This window comes from Prevotella sp. C0209C1 (assembly GCF_056583855.1).
Map to the genome: position 1 here is coordinate 25,938 of NZ_JBWPJP010000005.1, position 17,364 is coordinate 43,301.

The 17,364-nt window shown below is 32.7% G+C and carries 14 protein-coding genes; 3 read left to right on the plus strand and 11 right to left on the minus strand.

Going from position 1 to position 17,364, the window contains the following annotated elements:
* Nucleotides 1-229: 229 nt before the first annotated feature.
* Nucleotides 230-787 (minus strand): hypothetical protein, encoded by a 558-nt coding sequence (locus AC1DCD_RS02175; RefSeq protein ID WP_464640018.1) that lies wholly within the window; start codon nt 785-787, stop codon nt 230-232.
* 275 nt (nt 788-1,062) lie between these two features.
* Nucleotides 1,063-2,001, minus strand: a complete 939-nt coding sequence (locus AC1DCD_RS02180) for a ribose-phosphate pyrophosphokinase (RefSeq protein ID WP_019035501.1) — start codon at nt 1,999-2,001, stop codon at nt 1,063-1,065.
* A 335-nt stretch (nt 2,002-2,336) separates the two neighbouring features.
* Between AC1DCD_RS02180 and nspC the strand changes: the two genes are divergently transcribed.
* Nucleotides 2,337-3,503 carry a carboxynorspermidine decarboxylase gene (gene nspC, locus AC1DCD_RS02185; RefSeq protein WP_019035500.1) on the plus strand — a complete coding sequence of 389 codons (1,167 nt, stop codon included), beginning with the start codon at nt 2,337-2,339 and terminating at the stop codon, nt 3,501-3,503.
* Nucleotides 3,504-3,561: 58 nt separating this feature from the next.
* Complete coding sequence (locus AC1DCD_RS02190) at nt 3,562-4,266, plus strand: DnaJ domain-containing protein (protein ID WP_464640015.1); 705 nt, start codon at nt 3,562-3,564, stop codon at nt 4,264-4,266.
* A gap of 158 nt (nt 4,267-4,424) precedes the next feature.
* On the opposite strand, the gene AC1DCD_RS02195 is transcribed toward AC1DCD_RS02190, so the two are convergent.
* The 4 genes from AC1DCD_RS02195 to gmd are packed head-to-tail and all read right to left on the minus strand — an operon-like array spanning nt 4,425 to nt 9,642.
* Nucleotides 4,425-5,207, minus strand: coding sequence for a YaaA family protein (locus tag AC1DCD_RS02195; RefSeq protein WP_464640013.1), 783 nt, complete (start codon nt 5,205-5,207; stop codon nt 4,425-4,427).
* Between the two features lie 7 nt (nt 5,208-5,214).
* Complete coding sequence (locus AC1DCD_RS02200; RefSeq protein ID WP_464640011.1) at nt 5,215-7,332, minus strand: prolyl oligopeptidase family serine peptidase; 2,118 nt, start codon at nt 7,330-7,332, stop codon at nt 5,215-5,217.
* Nucleotides 7,329-8,540, minus strand: coding sequence for a GDP-L-fucose synthase family protein (locus AC1DCD_RS02205; protein WP_008448750.1), 1,212 nt, complete (start codon nt 8,538-8,540; stop codon nt 7,329-7,331). The genes AC1DCD_RS02200 and AC1DCD_RS02205 overlap by 4 nt, the downstream gene beginning before the upstream one ends.
* A gap of 10 nt (nt 8,541-8,550) precedes the next feature.
* The gene (gene gmd, locus AC1DCD_RS02210) at nt 8,551-9,642 is read right to left on the minus strand and encodes a GDP-mannose 4,6-dehydratase (protein WP_052044950.1); all 1,092 of its coding nucleotides are present in this window, start codon (nt 9,640-9,642) and stop codon (nt 8,551-8,553) included.
* A gap of 359 nt (nt 9,643-10,001) precedes the next feature.
* On the opposite strand from gmd, the gene AC1DCD_RS02215 reads away from it, so the two are divergent.
* Nucleotides 10,002-11,210 (plus strand): L-serine ammonia-lyase, iron-sulfur-dependent, subunit alpha, encoded by a 1,209-nt coding sequence (locus AC1DCD_RS02215; protein WP_024992710.1) that lies wholly within the window; start codon nt 10,002-10,004, stop codon nt 11,208-11,210.
* A gap of 134 nt (nt 11,211-11,344) precedes the next feature.
* Here the strand turns inward: AC1DCD_RS02215 and AC1DCD_RS02220 are convergent, their stop codons facing one another.
* The 5 genes from AC1DCD_RS02220 to AC1DCD_RS02240 form a co-directional block, all read right to left on the minus strand.
* On the minus strand, nt 11,345-12,985 hold the full coding sequence (locus tag AC1DCD_RS02220; RefSeq protein ID WP_464640008.1) for a S41 family peptidase: 1,641 nt from the start codon (nt 12,983-12,985) through the stop codon (nt 11,345-11,347).
* 29 nt (nt 12,986-13,014) lie between these two features.
* Complete coding sequence (locus tag AC1DCD_RS02225; protein ID WP_019035495.1) at nt 13,015-13,452, minus strand: deoxycytidylate deaminase; 438 nt, start codon at nt 13,450-13,452, stop codon at nt 13,015-13,017.
* Between the two features lie 46 nt (nt 13,453-13,498).
* Entirely contained in the window at nt 13,499-15,589 is a 2,091-nt protein-coding gene (locus tag AC1DCD_RS02230) for a M3 family metallopeptidase (RefSeq protein WP_464640006.1), read from the minus strand.
* Nucleotides 15,590-15,665: 76 nt separating this feature from the next.
* Nucleotides 15,666-16,328 (minus strand): Crp/Fnr family transcriptional regulator, encoded by a 663-nt coding sequence (locus tag AC1DCD_RS02235; RefSeq protein ID WP_060932414.1) that lies wholly within the window; start codon nt 16,326-16,328, stop codon nt 15,666-15,668.
* 2 nt (nt 16,329-16,330) lie between these two features.
* Complete coding sequence (locus AC1DCD_RS02240) at nt 16,331-17,347, minus strand: FAD:protein FMN transferase (protein WP_464640004.1); 1,017 nt, start codon at nt 17,345-17,347, stop codon at nt 16,331-16,333.
* Between the last annotated feature and the right edge of the window lie 17 nt (nt 17,348-17,364).

Here is a 17,364-nt window from a genome sequence, read left to right on the forward strand (position 1 = left end):
AATTATTTATAATGCAAAGATAGATAAATTTTATTAAAATCATTGATAACATAAATAATATTTCATTATTTTTCTTAGAAATAGAATTAAGAATATAGTCGTCCAAAGTCAACTTTTTTTGTGATATAATTCTATTTTATTATTATAAATGTTACTACTATTATATTCATAAGAAGTACTCAAAATATTTAAATAACAGTTCCTTAAACTATATATATATACAATATATTCAAATCATATTTCTTAATTCTATATAATGCTTAAAGATCCATGAGTGACCTTTTGCTAAAAAATTAGTAAGTTCAGCAAAAATTAAAAGAAAAGCTATAGTCAAAATAATAAATATAAAACTAAAAATAAAAAAAATCCACAAATCTCCATTCTTATATTTTTCTTGTATCTTAATTAAAAAGAAAGAGGATCTAGCTACAATTTTTGATGTAGTTTTAGCTGCTTCTTTTATTATCAAACTAGTTTGAGAAGATGTATTGGACATTTGTTTAGAAATGTAAATTGATTTATCTTGCTTAGTTTGTGATAAATCTTTAGAAGCCATAGCAAGTAATTTACTTTTTACTTCTGGGATGTTTTCTTTTTGAGATTCTATATTAGTAATATTTACCAATGGAACGACCTCTCTTGCTGTTGTATAAAAAGGAGCAGGTTTGTCGAAACTATATTCTAAGATAACCCCACAATATGGACATCGAAATTTATTTTTACCATATTTTTGGGTTTCTGCAGCAAATATATTGCCACATGTTGAGCATTTTACTTTACATTTCATAATACTTACAAAAGTATAAAAAATAAATGAAAATTTAATCTGAACTATAAAAAATAGCATTCTTTATTAATATGTACCTTCCATTATAGTTTTTTTTAGAATATAGAATAAATAATAAAAAGAACCATATTCTTATATATTAAGAATACAGTTCTATTTCTTATAAAATAGCAAAACCTTAGCTTAACTTAAAATAAAGGCAATAAAAATAAAAGTAGAACTTAAAATACTTATCCCAATACCACTTAAGCCAAAATTATATATGATAATATATTTTATATAAGATATTGATTTGAAATACTTTCATTATTTACTACACGGCGTATTGTCTCAGCAAACATATCTGCAACAGAAATCTGCTTTACCTTGGAACAGCGATCAGTATAAGGTATAGAATCTGTAAAAACTATTTCGTCTAGAGAAGATGCTTCTACACGCTCAGTAGCAGGTCCTGACATTACACAATGAGAGGCAAGAGCACGAACGCTCGTAGCACCAGCTTCTTTCATTATATCTGCAGCTTTAGTAATGGTACCAGCAGTATCTACCATATCATCAACAATAACTACATTTTTATCCTTAACATCACCAATTATTTGCATAGTAGCAATAACATTTGCTCGTGCTCGTGTTTTGTTGCATAACACTAGTGGGCAACCTAAATATTTAGCATAAGTATTAGCACGTTTAGAACCACCCACATCAGGGCTTGCTATAACCAAATTATCAAGCTTTAAACTTTGTACATAAGGCAATAATACTCCACTAGCATAGAGATGATCTACTGGAACGTTAAAGAAACCTTGAATTTGATCTGCATGAAGATCCATAGTTATTAAACGATCAATACCTGAAACACTTAGAAGGTCAGCTATTAACTTTGCACCAATACTTACACGTGGCTTATCCTTCCTATCTTGACGAGCCCAACCAAAATAAGGTATTACTGCTATAATCTGACGGGCAGAAGCACGCTTAGCTGCATCTATCATTAACAAGAGTTCCATAAGATTATCAGAATTAGGAAAAGTGCTTTGTACTAAAAAAACATCCTTACCACGAATGCTTTGCTCATACGAAACAACAAACTCACCATCAGAGAAGCGAGTCATAACTAAGTTTCCTAATGGACAACCTAAACTTGTGCATATTTTCTCTGCGAGATATCTCGTTTTTGTACCAGAGAAGACCAAAAAAGAGTTATTTTTACTCATTTTATTTATATTATATAAATGTAAAAGATTTGTTCTATATGTGATTTCTTTATATACTCATAAAAAGTTAAACAAAAAATATAATAATATAAAGAAAAGGAATGATATGTTTTGAGAAAAGAATATATTCATAAATCTCATCAAAGGAAAAATAATTCCCCATTTTTTCTCAATATAATATGTGGATATAGTCATTACGACTAGCTTCATACCTTGATAATTTATTATACTAAAAATATAAACAATAGCAATATATATTTACTAAAAACTATTTTTATAATGCAAAGGTAAATATATTTTCCTGAAATTACAAATAAATGAGTATTTTTGCAAGCATGAAGATAAACTCAACTACTTTTAAAGAGCTGACTAAACCTATGTATGTGCTCGAAGAAGATAAATTACGCAAGAATTTATCACTTATTGCAAATATTGCAAATAAAGCATCTGTGGAAATTATTTTAGCTTTTAAAGCATACGCTTTATGGAAAACTTTTCCTATTTTCAGAGAATATATTAATGCTACTACAGCTTCATCTTTAAACGAGGCTCGTTTAGGTTTAGAAGAATTTGGAACCCCTTGTCATACTTTTTCTCCTGCGTACACAGATTATGAGATAAAAGACATTGTAAAATGCTCCTCTCATCTTACTTTTAATTCTTTTCAGCAGTATGAACGCTATCATTTAAAAGCAAGAGTTTATAATAAAAAAATCAGTCTTGGGATTCGAGTTAATCCTGAATATTCTGAAATAAAGACATTATTATATAACCCTTGCGCTCCTGGTACAAGATTTGGAATATTAGCAAAAAATATTCCTGAAAAATTGCCTTCAGATATAGAAGGATTTCACATTCATTGTCACTGTGAAAATGGAAGTGATGTTTTTGAACGAACATTAGCACACATAGAAGAAAAATTTGCTATTTGGTTTTCACAATTAAAATGGATAAATTTTGGTGGTGGACATCTTATGACACGCGCAAATTACGATATAGATAAGCTGATAGACATATTACAAGGCTTTCATAATCGTTATCCATGGTTAAAAGTAATTTTAGAGCCTGGTAGTGCTTTTGGTTGGCAAGTAGGTACACTTGTATCGCAAGTAGTAGATATTATAGAAGATAGAGGATATCGTACTGCAATTCTTAATGTTAGTTTTACTGCCCATATGCCTGATTGCTTAGAAATGCCTTATAATCCTATTGTGCGTGGTGCAGAGACGCAACCTAATAGCGGAAAGACAACAGATCCTTTTACTTATAGATTAGGTGGAAATAGCTGCCTTAGTGGTGATTGGATGGGTAATTGGAAATTTGATCATAAACTACAAATCGGAGAAAATATTATTTTTGAAGATATGCTTCATTATACTACTGTAAAAACAAATACATTTAATGGAATTTCACACCCAGCAATAGCCTTACTTCACAGTAATAAAGATTTAGAAATACTTCGTACATATAGCTATGAAGATTATAGAGACAGAATGGATTAATGGCATATCTTTTGCTATAATATGATATGAGAATATTAATATACAAATATAGATTATTATGGCATTTATAGATTATTACAAAATACTTGGTGTAGATAAAAATATACCACAACAAGATGTTAGAGCTGCTTATCGTAAACGTGCTAAACAATTTCATCCTGATCTACACCCCAACGATCCAAAGGCTAAAGCTAAATTTCAAGCCTTAAACGAGGCATATGAAGTAATTGGAGATCCACAAAAAAGAGCACAATACGATAAATATGGAGAACAATGGAAAGATGTCGGCGGATTTTCAAATAGTAAAGATTCTGGATTTAATGAGTCTAGCAAAGATTATAGTAATCCTTTTGCTAACTTTGATTTTAGCACCTTTAACACTAGTAGGGGAGGGGGCTTTAGTAGCTTCTTTCAAGATCTATTTGGCAGTGGACGAATTAAGCAAGAAAACTATAGCTCTTCTATGTTTAATGAAAATATGGCAAAACCAATTAATGGAAATATAGAACAACAAGTTAACATTGATTTATTTACTGCTCTTTTAGGAGGTGATGTTATTATCAGGTTACCAAATGGTAGGAAGGCTAAACTAAAGATAAAAGAAAGTACACAGAATGGGACTAAAGTACGACTACGTGGAAAAGGAAAAAATATAGGTAATGGAATTATAGGAGATTTTATTATAACTTACCACGTTAAGTTGCCTGAAAATCTTACAGAACATCAGAAAGAATTATTTTTGCGCGCTAAAAATGAAAAATAATAAATTCTCTTTTGAAACAAAATAGTTATTATACAATATATTTAATAATAGATTAATAATAACTATTTCATTTATGTAAAAGAGATTTTATTAGAGAGAAGTATAAATTGTTTATCTTTATTTAAGTAATAAAATTATATTTTTCAACTTTTTATATATCATATATACGTTTTAATTGGTGAATCTAATATAAAATGTGGATTATCTTTGTCACCATAATGTCTTTCATAAACAAATCCATTGTATTCGAATTTTAAAAGTTGAGAGATTGTATTTATTTTATTTTTAATAATATAATTAGTCATAGCACCACGACAACTTTTAGCATACATACTTATTATTTTAAGTTTAGAGCCTTTATTTATCATAAATAAAGGCTTAATTACATGCACTTCGCTTAATATTCGTTTCCAATCAAAAAGATGTTGGAATTCTTCTGTAGCCAGATGTAAGAGAATGCCATCATCTTTTTTTACTTTGTCTATTAAAAAGTCTGTAAGTAAAGGCTTCCAATATGCAAAAATATTAGAAAAATTAGTTGATTTTAAAACAACATTACCCTCTAAACGATAAGGATGAATATTATCTAAAGGGCGTAGTATACCATATAAAAAGCTTAATATAAATAAGTGCTTCTGTGCGTATATCAAGTTATCTGTAGTTAGAGAGTCAACCTTAAGACATTTATATACCTGTCCATAATAAGCAAAAATTGCTGGGAGACATGCATATTGGTTCATAAAGTCTTGATAACGCAATTTATTTTCTAAAGCTATATTTACACTACATTTTAATAAATTTGTTAATTCTTCTATAGTATATTCACTTAATTCTCTAGCAAGAGTTTGAGCCTCCTTTAAAAATATAGGAATAGAATTTATTGAAGCGGCTAAAGATGTTTCACTCTTCATAATTTTAGCTGAAGCTAATAGTATTTGCATAAAATTTTCAGTATTTTAGTCCCATATTATAAAGTATAAAGCTATAAATATCTGCTTGTTCTTCTAATTGTTTTGACAAAGGTTTACCGCCTCCATGACCTGCATTTGTATCTATACGTATAAGAGTAGGTGTGCTACCAGCATTTGCAGCCTGTAAAGCTGCAGCAAACTTGAAAGAATGAGCTGGTACAACACGATCGTCATGATCAGCTGTAGTTATAAGAGTAGCTGGATATGATATACCTTTTTTAATATTATGAAGAGGAGAGTATGATTTTAGGTATAAAAACATTTCTTTGGAGTCTGCACTTGTTCCATAATCGGAAGCCCAATTCCAACCTATAGTAAATTTATGATATCTAAGCATATCCATTACACCTACTTGCGGGATACATACTTTATAAAGCTCTGGACGTTGTGTCATACAAGCACCTATGAGTAATCCTCCATTAGAGCCTCCTTGAATAGCAAGTAAATCCTTATTAGTATATTTAGCTTTAATAAGATATTCTGCTGCAGATATAAAATCATTAAAGACATTTTGTTTATTCATCTTTGTGCCTGCAAGGTGCCATGCTTCGCCAAATTCATTTCCACCACGTAAACATGCCATAGCATATATCCCCCCATTCTCAATAAAAGGCAGTCGAACAAAAGAAAATGAAGGAGTCAAAGAAATGCCAAAACCACCATATGCATAAAGAAGAAGAGGATTTTTAGCATTGCGTTTTAATCCTTTTTTATAAGTTAAAAAAACGGGTACTTTTGTCCCATCCTTACTTGTAATATATATTTGTTCTGTAATAAATTTAGTCTTATTAAACTTTATATTAGGTGCAGTATATATTTTGCTTGTATTTTTATTAATATCGTATTTGTAAATACTTGTAGGCTCTGTAAAAGATGTAAAAGAATAAAATATCTCTGGTCGATAAAAATCGCCACTAAAACTAACACTTCCTAAACTAGGAAATTTTATTTCTCTAAGCAGCTTTCCATCGATTGAATATAAATATGAATGACTACAGGCATCTTGTATATATGTGATAATTAATTGTTTATCTGCAAAAGTAACATCTTCTAAAACATTCTTACTTGCAGGGATAATAGTTTTCCACTCCGTTTTACTAAGATGATGAATATCAGTAACAACCAATTTGTTAGTTGGAGCTTTTTCATCTGTTAGTATATATATATTATCTCCAATTGTTTTAATAGGATTACATTGCACATCTAAATTAGCATTAATCTGAATAAATTGACTATCTTTTTGTTTAAGATTACGTACATAGAGCCCATTTCCCTGTCCAGCACCACTCTCTGTTAAAAACATCATCGTTTCATCTTCATTAATACTTACTGTATAAAAACGCATTGGATGTTCTGGATTTTGATAAAACAAAACATCATCAGATTGTGGAGTACCTATTTTGTGATAAAAAATCTTTTGAACAGAATTTATATTGCTTAAACCATTACCTTGTTTAGGACTATCATAAGCAGAATAATAAAATCCATCACCAAGCCATGAAGCATTAGAAAACTTTGACCACTTTATATGATCCTTAAGAAGTTTACCTGTATTAGTATCTATAACATAAAATTCTTGCCAATCACTGCCATTACGAGAAATAGCATATGCTACATATTTTCCATTATTGGAAAAGTTGACGCTTTTTAAAGCAACAGTACCATCTGTAGAAAATTTATTTGGATCAATAAATACTTGAGCTTTTTTTTCATCACCTAACTTATCCATAACGTATAATACGCTTTGATTTTGTAGCCCATTATTAAGATAAAAGTACCATTTTTTTGTATGTTTATTATACCATGGAAAGGAATATTTCTCATAATTAGCAAGTTCTTTCATCCTTTTTAATATTTTTCCACGAAATGGTATCTTAGACAGATATCTTGATGTTATACTATTTTCAGCCTTTACCCAATTAATAGTAGCTTTAGCAGTATCATTCTCTAATGGACGATAAGGATCTAATACTTCGATGCCAAAATATTTATCCATAGTTTTATCAGATGGAGGTGTAGGATAATTAATCTTCTGAGCCATAAGAAAAGTAGGTGATATTAATGCTATCATACCTATGATTATTTGTTTTTTCATAATATACTTTCTTTATACCATTTAAAAATATTATTTATGCCTTGTTCTATTTCTATTTTATGAGTCCACCCCAAACTATGCAATTTCGTTACATCTATAAGTTTTCGTGGAGTCCCATTTGGCTTTTTTATATCCCAAACTATATCTCCTTCAAACTTAATAACCTTTTTAATAAGATAAGCTAAAGACTTAATAGATATTTCTTTACCTGTACCTACATTTATATGGCAATTTCTAATTTCACCAAGAGAAAGAATAGCACCTCCACGATTAGAACTATTGTTTCTATCTATAGCTCCATTTGTTTTTGTCCCATAAAAAGTACTTGAATATTTTTCTATTCCTATAATATCTTTAAAATCTACATTTAATAATATATGTACACTGGCATCTGCCATATCCTCACTCCAAAGAAATTCACGCAGCGGACTGCCATCTCCCCAAAGTGTTACTTTATTATTTTCTATACCATAAAAAGATAATGCTTTTATTATACGCTCTTCAGAATTATTTCCATCTATATTTTCTTTACCTATAATATTTTCTAAGCTATTAACAGGTGTGATAGGACGTTTATCCATATCTTTACGAATGGCTTCCCAGTTATTATCATAAAGTAATTTTGCTAAATATATTTTACGTATAATTCCTGGAATGACATGTGAATTTTCAAGATGAAAATTGTCATTAGGACCATATAAATTAGTTGGCATTACTGCTATATAATTAGTTCCATATTGCAAATTATAGCTTTCACACATTTTTAGTCCTGCTATTTTAGCAATAGCATATTCTTCATTAGTATATTCTAATGGAGAAGTAAGCAGACTTTCCTCTTTAATAGGCTGTGGAGCATTTTTAGGATATATACATGTGCTACCTAGAAATAATAATTTCTTAACTTTGTTAATATAGGAACTTTCTATAACATTACATTGTATCTTCATGTTTTGCATGATGAAATCAGCTCTATACAATGAATTTGCAATAATACCGCCAACAAAAGCTGCAGCAAGAACTACAGCATCAGGCTTTTCTTTTTCAAAAAATTGAGCTACTGCTGATTGATTTGTTAGATCAAGCTCTTTATGACTTCGCCCTATAAGATTATTATATCCACGTGCTTTGAGATTTTTCCATATTGCTGATCCTACTAAGCCTTTGTGCCCAGCAATATAGATTTTTGCACTTTTATCCAACTCTGACATTTATTATATCTTACTTTACAATTCCCTTTTCCAAATATTCCTCTAAATTCGTACGCACTCTTTCTGCTACTCCTTCTGAAGCTACTTTTGCCATATCGCTATCTACCATAATATTTACAAGCTCCTCAAAAGAAGTACTATTAGGATTCCAACCCAATCTGTTTTTTGCTTTAGTTGGATCTCCTAAAAGATTAACAACGTCTGTAGGACGATAAAAATCTGGACTAACTTCTACTAATACTTTACCCGTATTTTTATCTATTCCTTTCTCTTCTAAACCTTTACCTTCAAATTTTAATTCTATGCCAACACGTTTAAAAGCATAATAACAAAACTCTCGTACACTATGCTGAACACCCGTTGCTATAACAAAGTCTTCTGGCTGTTTTTGTTGTAATATTAGCCACATACACTCAACATAATCTTTAGCATATCCCCAATCGCGAAGAGAACTAAGATTCCCTAAAAGCAGCTTATCTTGTTTGCCTTGTTTTATTCTAGCTGCAGCAAGTGTTATCTTTCTTGTTACAAAAGTTTCACCTCTACGTTCACTTTCATGATTAAATAAAATACCAGAACAACAATACATATTATAAGCTTCACGATATTCTCTTACTATCCAAAAACCATACAACTTAGCTACTGCATATGGGCTATAAGGATGAAATGGAGTATTTTCATTTTGTGGTATTTCCTCAACTTTACCATAAAGCTCAGACGTAGAAGCTTGATAAATTTTACATCGTTGTGTAAGTCCTAATTGACGAACAGCTTCTAATATTCTTAAAACACCAACAGCATCCACATCTGCGGTAAACTCTGGTGAATCAAAACTAACCTGGACATGACTTTGGGCAGCCAAATTATATATTTCGGTAGGCTTAACCTTACCTATAACCATTAATATACTCATTGAGTCGCTAAGGTCTGCATAATGTAGATGAAAATGAGGTTTACCTTCTAAATGGGCAATTCTTTCTCGAAAATCGACAGACGATCTGCGGATTGTGCCATGAACATCATAACCTTTAGACAATAATAATTCAGCTAAATATGATCCATCTTGTCCTGTTATACCAGCTATGAGAGCTACTTTATCCATAAATATACCTTAATTAAAAGTTTAAAATAATCTTTACTTCATGCAAAAATACAAAAGCTTTCCCGATTATACAAATAAAAAGGATATGAGATATATAGCGCGTAGTCAGCCAGCAAGGTAAAATTACAAAATGTGTTTAAAGAATTAGCACTTAGGTGTAGAAAAGCTTAATTTTTCTCTCCTTTTGTTTATTTCCAAAAGTTGCATTTCTTAATTGAACTTACGACTGACGGTTGAATCTACGGCTTTAGTTTTAAAACTATAAAAGTGCTATATTTAAAAAAAATAGCGTAATTTTGCATTCATAGATTTTCGTTTGGGATAAATATTTTTTAGAAGGCTTAATATATATAAAAAGAGTGGATTCATTAAGAAGAATTTTCAGAATAGGCATTGGTCCATCAAGTAGTCACACGATGGGACCAAGACGTGCTGCTAAGATTTTTAGTAAAAAACATACTGATGCACATCGTTTTGAAGTAACATTATATGGTAGTTTGGCTGCAACAGGTAAAGGGCATATGACGGATATTGCTGTTATAAAGCCTTTAGAGGTTATAGCTCCTGTAGACCTTAAATGGCTTCCTAAGACATTTTTACCTTATCACCCTAATGGCCTGTTATTTCGTTCATATGACGAGAACGATAATATTACCGATGAATGGACGGTGTATAGTGTAGGGGGAGGAGCTCTTTCGGAAGGTAAGGGCGAGAATGATATGTTTAAAAACAGTCCTGTTTACAAGCTCAATACTATAAAGGAAATTCAGCGATGGTGTGAATCTACCGGTAGAGGATATTGGGAATATGTAGACCAATGTGAGGATGAAGGCTTTTGGGATTATTTACGTGAGGTTTGGGCAGCTATGAAAGATTCTGTGGAAAGGGGGTTGGATACAGAAGGAGCTTTACCCGGTCCATTAAAATTAGCACGTAAAGCATCTACTTATTATGTTAAAGCTCGCTCTTATAAAGCATCATTGCAGAGTAGGGGATTGGTGTATTCTTATGCATTAGCTGTCAGTGAGGAAAATGCGAGTGGAGGCACTATTGTTACAGCTCCCACTTGTGGTGCTTCAGGTGTGCTTCCTGCAGTATTGTACCATTTATCAAATGGTCATAATTTTACAGAAACTAAGATATTACATGCTTTAGCCACTGCGGGAATATTTGGTAATGTTGCCAAATATAATGCTTCTATCTCAGGTGCAGAGGTGGGTTGTCAAGGCGAGGTAGGTGTAGCTTGTGCCATGGCATCGGCAGCATCGTGTCAGCTTTTTGGAGGAAGTCCGGCACAGATAGAGTATGCAGCAGAAATGGGGTTAGAACATCATTTAGGAATGACCTGCGACCCTGTGTGTGGATTGGTGCAAATACCTTGTATAGAGCGTAATGCCTTTGCTGCTTGTCGTGCTTTAGATGCTCAGCTATATGCTACCTTTAGTGATGGAATGCATCATGTGTCATACGACCGTGTAATAGAGGTCATGAAGCAGACAGGTCATGATATACCATCTTTATATAAAGAAACAAGTACAGGAGGGTTAGCAAAAAATTATGAATATTAGTTTAAGCAAAAAGCTTAATAAGTAGTAAAAGAAAAGTGTCAAGCTTGTTTGTTATTCTCAAGTTTGACACTTTTCTTTTCTCTTTATATATAATAAAACTTATGCTAACATGTTATAGAGATATTTTATATATCTCATTTAGGTTTTTGCATGTATTTTTTTGCTGGAAACAGATGTCCTTTTTTAAAAACTTCTAACGATCTTTTTATAGTAGGATCATTTAAGTTGATAAACTGTATCCACGCTGTTTCGTCTAACATATTATATATTATGCGACTATTTATATAGTTTTCTAATAGCGAATGCGATTTTTTTATCATACGATTTCTACGCTTTAACCCATTTTTGTTAGCGTATGAAGCAAAATCCTCTACTAAGTTTTGTTTGTTAAGATAGTTAGCAAGTGAATGCATATTATTATATTTAGCCAGTATAGGGCGATATTTATCTGTATATTTGAAAGTATACTGAAGTATTAATCCGCTTGTAGCAGCCTCTTTATAATAAGATGTAAAATTAAGAGTATCTTCAGGCACAAAAATATCGGGTGTTATTCCTCCACCTCCATACACTTTTCTGCCAAGGAAAGTGTGATATACTGGCCCAACATGCTTTATGCTATCTTGTGAGAAGAACTCTCCATGTAGGTAACGTGAAAGTATATCCTGCTGGTAATCGGCATTATCTCCCGGCTTAAATGGCTTTTGAATGCATCTTCCAGATGGTGAATAGTATCGAGCTATGGTCAGACGAATCATGCTTCCATCAGGGAATTGGATTTGTTGTTGTACTAAGCCTTTTCCAAACGAGCGACGCCCCACGATTGTTGCGCGGTCATTATCTTGCATAGCTCCGGCAAAAATTTCTGCAGCAGAGGCTGTACCTTCGTTAATAAGCACAACCATTGGCGTTTTTTGATATGCTCCCTTACCATTACTTCTATATTCCTGTCGTGGGCTTTTCCTACCTTGTGTATATACTATTAAGCGGTTTTTAGGTAGAAACTCATTTGCCATTTGCACAGCAGTTTCTAACAATCCTCCACCATTATCGCGCAGATCTATAACAATGTTTTTTGCGCCCATAATATATAAGTTTTGTAAAGCTGCAAGCATCTCGGCGTAAGTGCGTTCGCCAAAGCTTTTTATACGAAGATAACCTATAGAGTCGTTAAGCATATAAAAGGAAGAAACACTTTTCACTGAAATATCTCCACGCGTTACGGTAATATATTTTATATTATTACTACCATAACGCTTTATTCCTAATCTCACTTTAGAGTTTTTAGGACCCTTTAAGCGATGCATAGCTTCTTCATTGGTAACAACTTTTCCCACAAAACTTTTTCCGTCGATATTAACTATTTTATCGCCAGAGAGAACACCTGCTTTGTCAGCAGGACCATCTTTTATTACATTTTGGACACGAATGGTATCTTGCCGAATAGTAAACTCTATACCTACGCCTGAAAACGATCCTTTTAAGTCGTCTGTGGCTGTTTGTACGTCTTTTGCACTTATGTATACGGAATGAGGGTCAAGCTCTGCAAGTATTTGTGGTATGGCCTTGTCCACAAGGTCATTTATATTTACAGAGTCTACATACTGATCGTCTATAATATGTAGTAGGTTGTTCAATCGATTGCTACCACTGTTTATTATATTAAGACGATTACCAGCAAAGTGATTTGTGTAAAAAGTTCCAATAAGTATTCCTATTACTACACAAAGTGCCAGCCAAAGTGGCATAAATCGGTTGTTTTTGTGTTGCCCCATAACTAATACTAATGATATATATAATGTTGTTATTCTTCTTTATTTTTCTCAAAATCTATTTTTACGACCTCTATATTTGCACGTTGTAAAAGGTCTATACCGTCAGTAAGACGATATTTTTCAGCGTACACTATTCGTTTTATTCCTGCCTGAATAATGAGCTTAGCACACTCTATGCATGGGGCATCTGTAACATAAATAGTAGCTCCTTCGCTGTTATTACCACTTCGTGCTAACTTTGTAATAGCATTAGCTTCAGCGTGTAACACATAAGGCTTTGTAACATTGTTGTTATCCTCACATACGTTTTCAAACCCACTTGGTGTGCCATTGTATCCATCGCTGATAATCATCTTGTTTTTAACTACTAACGTACCCACTTTGCGACGTTGACAATACGAGTTTTCTGCCCAAATGCGAGCCATGCGTAAATATCTGCAGTCAAGACTATGTTGTTTTTTATCCATATTTTTTGTGATATAGCTTTTATAAGAAGTGTAAATAATATTTTAGTTATACATTATTTATCTTAATGCCATTGCGCTTTAGAAGAGCTTTTATTGTAGGCTCTTGCCCACGAAATCTTTTATAAAGAGTCATGGGGTGTTCTGTTCCTCCTTTTGAGAGAATATTATCTCTAAAGCTTTTTGCTACATCTTTATTAAATATCCCATGTTCTTTAAACATACTAAAAGCATCAGCATCTAATACCTCTGCCCACTTATAGCTATAATATCCAGCAGAATAACCACCTGCCATAATATGAGAAAACTGTACGGTCATACAAGTTTCAGGTAGCTGTTTACCGATAATAGCTTTTTCCCAAGCTTTCTTTTCAAAGGGGATAATGTCCTCACAGAAAGGCTCTTCTTGGGTGTAGTAAGCCATATCTAAAAGCCCAAAGCTAACTTGTCTAAGGCAAGCAGAGGCAACATTATAATTGCGGCTTGCTGTTATCTTTTCTATTAAGCTGTCAGGTATAGGTTCACCTGTTTGGTAATGGAAGGCAAAAGTGCGAAGAAAATCTTTTTCAACAGCAAAGTTTTCCATAAATTGTGATGGCAATTCTACAAAGTCCCACCAAACATTAGTGCCTGATAAGCTTTCAAAACGGGTATTAGCAAACATTCCGTGAAGCGAATGCCCAAACTCGTGTAGGAACGTTTCCACCTCACTTAGGCGAAGAAGAGCAGGCTTTTCTTTAGTAGGTTTGCTAAGATTCATTACCAAAGAGGCGTGTGGGCGATGATTTTTCCCATTTTTATCTATCCACTGTCCTTGATATTCTGTCATCCAAGCACCATCACGTTTTCCTTTGCGAGGAAAGAAGTCTACATAAAGAACGGCAAGATAAGACCCATCTTCATCATAAACTTCATATGGCTTAACATCGGGGTGATAAACAGGTATGTTTTTGTTTTCTTTAAAGGTTATGCCGTAAAGCTTAGTAGCAAGATTAAAAACTCCTTTGATAACGTTATTTATCTCGAAATATGGTCTAAGCTCTTCAGGGTCAAAGTTGTATTTTTTCAGCTGTAGCTGATGAGAATAGTAAGCAACGTCCCATGGCTGCATTTCAAAGGATTGCCCTTCTTTTTCTTTTGCAAGCGCTGTAATTTCAGCTTCTTCTTTAATAGCCGTAGGCTTATAAGCCTCTATTAAGTCGTTAAGCATTTTATAAACGTTTTCTACTTTTGCTGCCATGCGATATTTCATGACATAGTCGGCATAAGTCTTATAACCTAAAAGCTGTGCCATCTCTCTACGCACGTTTACCAATTGTTTGCAGACGTCAAAGTTGTTTTCTTTATTATCTTTAGTACAAATGGTATTTCGTGCCATGTATATTTCTTTTCTAAGCTCTCTATCTTTGCAATATGTTATAAAAGGGCTATAACTTGGCATATCTAAGGTAAACACCCAGCCATCAAGGTTGCGCTCTTTAGCTGCTTCTAAGGCTGTTTCTAAGGCTGTTTCAGGAAGTCCATGCAGCTTGTTTTTATCTGTAATATGCAAGGAGTAAGCTTTGTTTTCCTTTAAGACGTTTTGTGAAAACTGCAATGATAGCATGCTGGCTTTTTCTGTTAGCTTACGAAGGGTTTCTTTGTCTTTATCATTTAACAAAGCACCACTTCTTACAAGCCCGTCATAGCTGTTTTCTAATACTCTCTGTTCTTCAGAGGTAAGTGTTCCATGATGGTCGTAAACGTATTTTATACGTTCAAATATTTTAGGATTAAGGCTAATATCGTTAGAGTGCTTAGTAAGCATCGGACTTATCTTTTGTGCTAAAGCGTCCATCTCGTCATTGGTTTCTGCGCTTAAAAGATTAAAAAACACACTTGTTACTCTGTCTAATAAGTCGTAATAGTGTTTGCGCTGTTCGTCTTCATCTTCATGCACTATAGTGTTATAGAAGGTAGGCTCTTCTGGGTTATTAAGCATTTTTTCTATCTGCTCATTATCTCTTCTTATGCCTTCTATAATGGCTTCTTCATAGTCGTCAATTGTTATCTTATCGAAAGGTGCTGTTTCGTGTGGAGTACCATAGGGTAAAAAGAAAGGATTTACGTGTTTTCCTTTCTCTTTTATATTATTATTCATATTCTCTTCTTTTTATATTATTATTTCTACAAAGTTAAAAAGAAAAAGAGAAACACCTTAATATAATGGTTTGTTTTTAACGCAATTTTTCTAATAAAGGTATACTTATCACGCCACGTGTGTTGTTTAATAAGCCTTTTGCTTTAAGCCGACTAAGCATTTTTGATATGTTTAGTCTGCTTTCGTGTATTTCACAAGCTAAATCTGTCATTTTAATGTGTATAACCTTATGCCCTGACTGTATGATGCAACGGTTTCTCACAAACTGTATAAAGGCCTTTTCTATCGTTTCTGGTTTACGTCCCCAAGGCAATTTACCTGAATGTTGCGCTTTTATAGAAATCAAATTAATAAAATTAAGGCGAAAGATTAAAGATTTTTCTAATAGCTTTAGCACCTCTACTTTATCTAAAGATATTAGGTTACATTTTGTAATAGTCTTAAAATCTTTTGTATAATGAGCTGTTAAGCCAAAAAGGTGAGAAGGTTGTAGTATCATAGGAGTGTTAACTTCTTCTTCTATGCTATAATGATGATCATTAGAATAGGAAGTAACAGAAAAAGTTCCGTTAGTTACTATTAAGAGCTTGTCACACTTATGATTTTCTTTGCATATATATTTTCCTGCTTCTATCTTATGAAATCCAATTCTTATATGTGCTATAATTTGAGATAACTCCTCGTTGCCAATACCTATAAAAAGAGGTAATGTGATAAGTTTATCATATATATTTAGCATGTTTATTTTACTATTTTATCTTTTAACGAAGGGCTATACCATGTTTTTAATTTTCCGTTTTCATCAGAATATATAAAATATGCCATTAGCTCGGGGTGTTTTTCTAATAAAACTTTAGCTTTTTCTATTCCCATTACCATAAAAGACGTAGCGTAGGCATCGGCTATGGCACATTTTTTAGTTATAACAGTAGATGATAAAAGTGAATGTTGCACAGGATAGCCTGTTTTAGGGTCTATAGTGTGAGCGTATTTTTTACCGTTTTTGTAATAAAAGTTACGATAATTCCCACTTGTAGCAAGTGCCTTATCAGTAATGTTTAATATTACCTCTATTTCTTGATTGACACTTGTTTTATTATTTAAAGGTTTAGTTACTCCTATCTTCCAAGGTAATCTGTTTTCATTTACTCCGCTTGTAACTATTTCTCCACCTATTTCTATCATAAAGTTTTTAATGCCCTGTTCACGAAGATAACGTGCAACGACATCTACTCCATATCCTTTTGCTATGCCAGAGCAGTCGAGCATTATGTTTTTATTTTTTTTCTTTACCACATCTCCATCAAGCTCTACCTTGTTATAGCCTATGAGTGGACGTAGGCGGTCTATCTTTTCCTTTGTAGGTTTCTGTTCGCTTTTAAAGCCAAACCCCCATAGGTTTACTATAGGAGCTACGGTTATATCGAAAGCTCCATCGGTCTCTTTTGAAACTTGTTCAGAAAGGTCGAAGACTTCAGCAAACATATCATTAACTTTCACAGGCTTATTCTGATTGATTAAAGATATTATAGACGTGCTATCAAAGGTAGAGAAAGTTTTGTTTACTTTGTTAAGCTCTGTTTCTATTTCGTTTTGTATGTCTTTATCGTTCTGATAAGTGATATGGTACACTGTGCCAAAAATGAAGCCTTCGTCTTGATGATAAGGGGCAGACCTCTGTTGTATGATAATATAGATGCTACCTAGTATAAGTATTAGTAGGAAGGGTATTTGCCAATATAGTTTTTTCTTGTTCATCTTTATTATTTTTTTTT

Excerpts from the sequence above, each read along its gene's own strand:
- AC1DCD_RS02200 (WP_464640011.1), bottom strand. The coding sequence starts at position 7,332 with ATGAAAAAACAAATAATCATAGGTATGATAGCATTAATATCACCTACT.
- AC1DCD_RS02235 (WP_060932414.1), bottom strand. The coding sequence starts at position 16,328 with ATGCTAAATATATATGATAAACTTATCACATTACCTCTTTTTATAGGT.
- AC1DCD_RS02220 (WP_464640008.1), bottom strand. The coding sequence starts at position 12,985 with ATGGGGCAACACAAAAACAACCGATTTATGCCACTTTGGCTGGCACTT.
- AC1DCD_RS02180 (WP_019035501.1), bottom strand. The coding sequence starts at position 2,001 with ATGAGTAAAAATAACTCTTTTTTGGTCTTCTCTGGTACAAAAACGAGA.
- AC1DCD_RS02225 (WP_019035495.1), bottom strand. The coding sequence starts at position 13,452 with ATGGATAAAAAACAACATAGTCTTGACTGCAGATATTTACGCATGGCT.
- AC1DCD_RS02230 (WP_464640006.1), bottom strand. The coding sequence starts at position 15,589 with ATGAATAATAATATAAAAGAGAAAGGAAAACACGTAAATCCTTTCTTT.
- AC1DCD_RS02175 (WP_464640018.1), bottom strand. The coding sequence starts at position 787 with ATGAAATGTAAAGTAAAATGCTCAACATGTGGCAATATATTTGCTGCA.
- AC1DCD_RS02205 (WP_008448750.1), bottom strand. The coding sequence starts at position 8,540 with ATGTCAGAGTTGGATAAAAGTGCAAAAATCTATATTGCTGGGCACAAA.
- AC1DCD_RS02195 (WP_464640013.1), bottom strand. The coding sequence starts at position 5,207 with ATGCAAATACTATTAGCTTCAGCTAAAATTATGAAGAGTGAAACATCT.
- AC1DCD_RS02190 (WP_464640015.1), top strand. The coding sequence starts at position 3,562 with ATGGCATTTATAGATTATTACAAAATACTTGGTGTAGATAAAAATATA.
- AC1DCD_RS02240 (WP_464640004.1), bottom strand. The coding sequence starts at position 17,347 with ATGAACAAGAAAAAACTATATTGGCAAATACCCTTCCTACTAATACTT.
- nspC (WP_019035500.1), top strand. The coding sequence starts at position 2,337 with ATGAAGATAAACTCAACTACTTTTAAAGAGCTGACTAAACCTATGTAT.
- gmd (WP_052044950.1), bottom strand. The coding sequence starts at position 9,642 with ATGGATAAAGTAGCTCTCATAGCTGGTATAACAGGACAAGATGGATCA.